The organism is Rhodococcus sp. NPDC057014, from assembly GCF_042673295.1.
Lineage (GTDB): Bacteria > Actinomycetota > Actinomycetes > Mycobacteriales > Mycobacteriaceae > Rhodococcus_F.
Genome location: NZ_JBHUSF010000535.1, coordinates 1 through 3,339, shown reverse-complemented (window position 1 = coordinate 3,339; position 3,339 = coordinate 1). Strand labels below are relative to the sequence as shown.

Here is a 3,339-nt window from a genome sequence, read left to right as displayed (position 1 = left end):
GTGGTCCTCGATGTACTCGCGGAGCGACACCCGGCAGAACCGGTCGAACGATTCTCCGGTGCGTCCGACGAACTTCCGCGCCCGATCGAGCAATTCGACGGGACGAACGTGCACGTCGTAGCGCGCCGACGACGGCACCAGCGCCTCACGGGTGTTCGGGGCGATCGGGAACGCGCGCGACCGCCAGGCTGCGGTGCGCTCGACGAGGGAGTGGTTCTCCCCCGGCGCCCGGGTGCCGTCGACCGTGGTCCACAGTCCCGTGACCACGCTCGCAACTGCCTGCTCGACCGCCGCCGCGAACGGCGGCGTCCCGGTCTCGGAGGCGGTGACCGCGAGCGGAAGGTCGCCCCGGTACTGATCCATGAAATCCGCCGACGGGGTCAGCATCACCTCGTTGTTGGCTTCCGCGAACCGCTTCGGCACCCGATCGGCCTTGTCGGCGGGCCACGCGCCGTACTGGTCCGTCGCGAGCCGGGCGAGCCCGACATCGGTGGCGGGCTTGTTACGGGCACGGCGCAGCGCGGTCTGCTCCTCGTTCAACGCGTCGAGCAGCGGCTGCAGGACCTCCGGCACCAGCGCGGCGATCACCTCGGCGACCTTGCCGGACAGCGACGCATACAGCTGGCGGTACACGTTGTCACGGCAGTCGGCGACGATCCGATCGAGGATCTCCGCGTCACTCTCGATGCTGCCCTTGAGGTTGGTGAGCACCTGCGTCGCGTCGGCGGTCTGCGCCGTGATGTCCTCCGGTCCGCGCCGCGACAAGTCCTCGGCACCCGTCCGCACCGAATCCTTGCAGTACGTGAGCAGACGGCTGACCAGTGCGGTGGCGTACGGCAGACCCAGCTGGGCGATCGACCTGCCGACCGTCCCCTCGATCCGGTCCACGAGGCCCTTGTGCCACATGTACGCGTGCGCGACCGCGTGCTGCTCGGCCGAACTCGTCAGCGCCTGCCTGCGTCGTCCCAGCGCCTGCCGGATCTCCGGAACCCACTGCCCCGCCACCAGACCGGAACCCGACGGAAGATGCCCGCGCAGTTCGAGTTCCACCGTCTGCCCCGCCATCCGAGTGGCGTCGGCGGACGGCAGCACCACGGACGTGAGCCAGGCACCCACCCCCATCTGCGCGCCCCGCGCATCGGCGTGCGCGATCGGGAGTCCCATCGCCGCGAGCAGGCTGCTCCACTGACCGTCGAGAATCGAGTTGACCTGATCCTCGTCCGACACCGGGCTGCCCGGCGAACGGTGGCCGTCGAGGAGCCGGTCGACGGCGCTGCGAGCCAACCGCTGCGCGGAGTACTCGGCGTAGCGGTCGCGGCCCATGCTCAGGCTCGAGAAGCCGTAGGTTCCCCACGGCAGGTTGTCCCACTGACCGCCCCACCCGATGTTCTCCCGCTGGCCCGGCAGTCCCGCGCCGTTGGTGAGGTCGTACTGGACGAACTGACGGGTGGCCGCGCCGCTCATCATCATCCCGGCGAGACCGCGGGCCAGGCCGCGGTAGATCGCCTTCTGGGAGCCGTCACCGAACGGTGCGCCCTCCACACCGACCTTGCGGCCCACCGGGAACACCCGCGCGAACGGAACCTTCTCGCCCGCGCCGTGCTGCTGCCCGAGTGCGCGCAGGATCTCCACGTCGTGTTCGCGCGCCGAACCGAGCTGGCTGGCGACGATCTCGCCGAGCATCGCCAGCGCGTTGGCGCGGACACCGGTGGTCGCGCTCTTGCCGAGTCCGTCGAAGATGTCCGGGGCCACCATGAACACACCCATCAACCGCGGGTCGAGTCCCGGAATGAGCGTGAGCAGACGGCACACGTCGAGGGCCATGGACGCACCGGCGCCGCCGGCCATCGACGACACCACGAGCACGATCGGCGACTCCCCCTGCTCGAAGGAACCGCCGCCGGGCACGTTGAGCGAAGACATCTGGCTGGCCGTCTCCACCGTCGACAGCTGATCCCACGCACGCTGCAGGGTGTCGCGGATGCCGCCGGCCTTGCTCAGCGTGATCATGCGGCCGAGTGAGCGGTACTGACCCGCACCCGATCCGATCGGCACCGTCACCGACGACGGGTCACGCGGCGCCCAGGTGGCGATCTCGTCGAGGCTCTGCTTCGCGGTGAGCTGGTTGGTCAGCGCATTGTCCAGCACCGCGTACGAGTCACCCTGCGGGCCGCTGCCGAAGTAGAAACCGCCCTGATCGCGCACGTTGTCGAGGCCGTCCGGCCCCGCCTCCGGAGCCGTCGGCACGTCGATGCTGACGAACTGCCACCCGCCGGGGATCCGGTCGACGCCCACCGCAGCGAGATCCGAGCGCAACTGATCCATCATGTACGCGAGGGTGACAGCGCCGGAACCACCGCAACCGACTACGAGAAACCGCCTCATTACGGTCCTTTCACAGAAGAGAGAGCTTGAAGTCGAAGACGATCCGGGTCAGGAACCGGGTGGCCGGAACGGATCGAAGGGGTCGCCGGCCGTCGAGCGGGCAGGGGCACCCGTGCCGCTCTGTGCCGCGCCGCCGAATGTCGGGGCGTCCCAGGAGGGTGCCGCACCGAACGTCGGGGCGGGAGCACCGAAGGGGTCCGACGACGGTGGTGCGCTCGGCGGCGTCGCGGACGGGGTCGAGCCGGGGTGAGCGGCCCTCAGGTCGGCCACCCGGCCCGGCACCGTGCGCACCAGGTCGGCGACCAGTCGGCGGTTGCTGTCGTCCGTCGCGTCGGCGCCGACGAGCAGCAGCACGGTCGCCAGGTTCGCCGGCCCGTCCGGATCGTGCAGCACCACCCAGTTGTTGTGGATGGCCAGCGGAAGTCGCGCACCACCCGTGCGCCGGTCGACCGACGATTCGGCTCCGGACGCCGCGACGAGGCCGGGCTGCTGTGCGACGACGTACCCGGGTCCGAACGGCGACAGACCGATCCGCGTGCGCAACTCGACACCCTCGACGTCCAGGCTGCGCGCGGGTTTGTTCAGGCCGCGCACGAGCTGACTCAGGTCGCTCTCCCGGATGCCGAACTCGGCACCGTCCCGCAGAACCTGCCCGCCCTCGATCGTGACACCGACGCGCATCGCCTTGAGGGTCTTCGCCGGGATGCGGGCGGTCCACCACTTGACCCCGTAGAGCAGGAGCGGCGGCACGGCAATGCTGAACAGGAGCACCAGGACGAACACGAGCCAGAACCGCCCGCTGTTGAGCGGCTTCTGCAGTTCTGCGGTGAACGCGACGGTGATCGGCAGCGCGCGGTCGGGCTCACCGGGAGGGGACATCATCAGCGGAATCGACCCGTTGAGGGAGCCGTTGCCCGCGGCCGGAACGGACAGGTCGACGGGAAGACTCGCCTG

The 3,339-nt window shown here is 70.0% G+C and carries 1 protein-coding gene and 1 pseudogene; both read right to left on the bottom strand.

The window, feature by feature from the left end:
• Nucleotides 1-2,385: tubulin-like doman-containing protein (locus ACFTZB_RS44370; RefSeq protein WP_378442189.1), on the bottom strand; the 2,385-nt coding region annotated here is incomplete at its 3' end.
• A 48-nt stretch (nucleotides 2,386-2,433) separates the two neighbouring features.
• A pseudogene (locus ACFTZB_RS44365) lies at nucleotides 2,434-3,339 on the bottom strand (hypothetical protein); the annotation flags it as partial.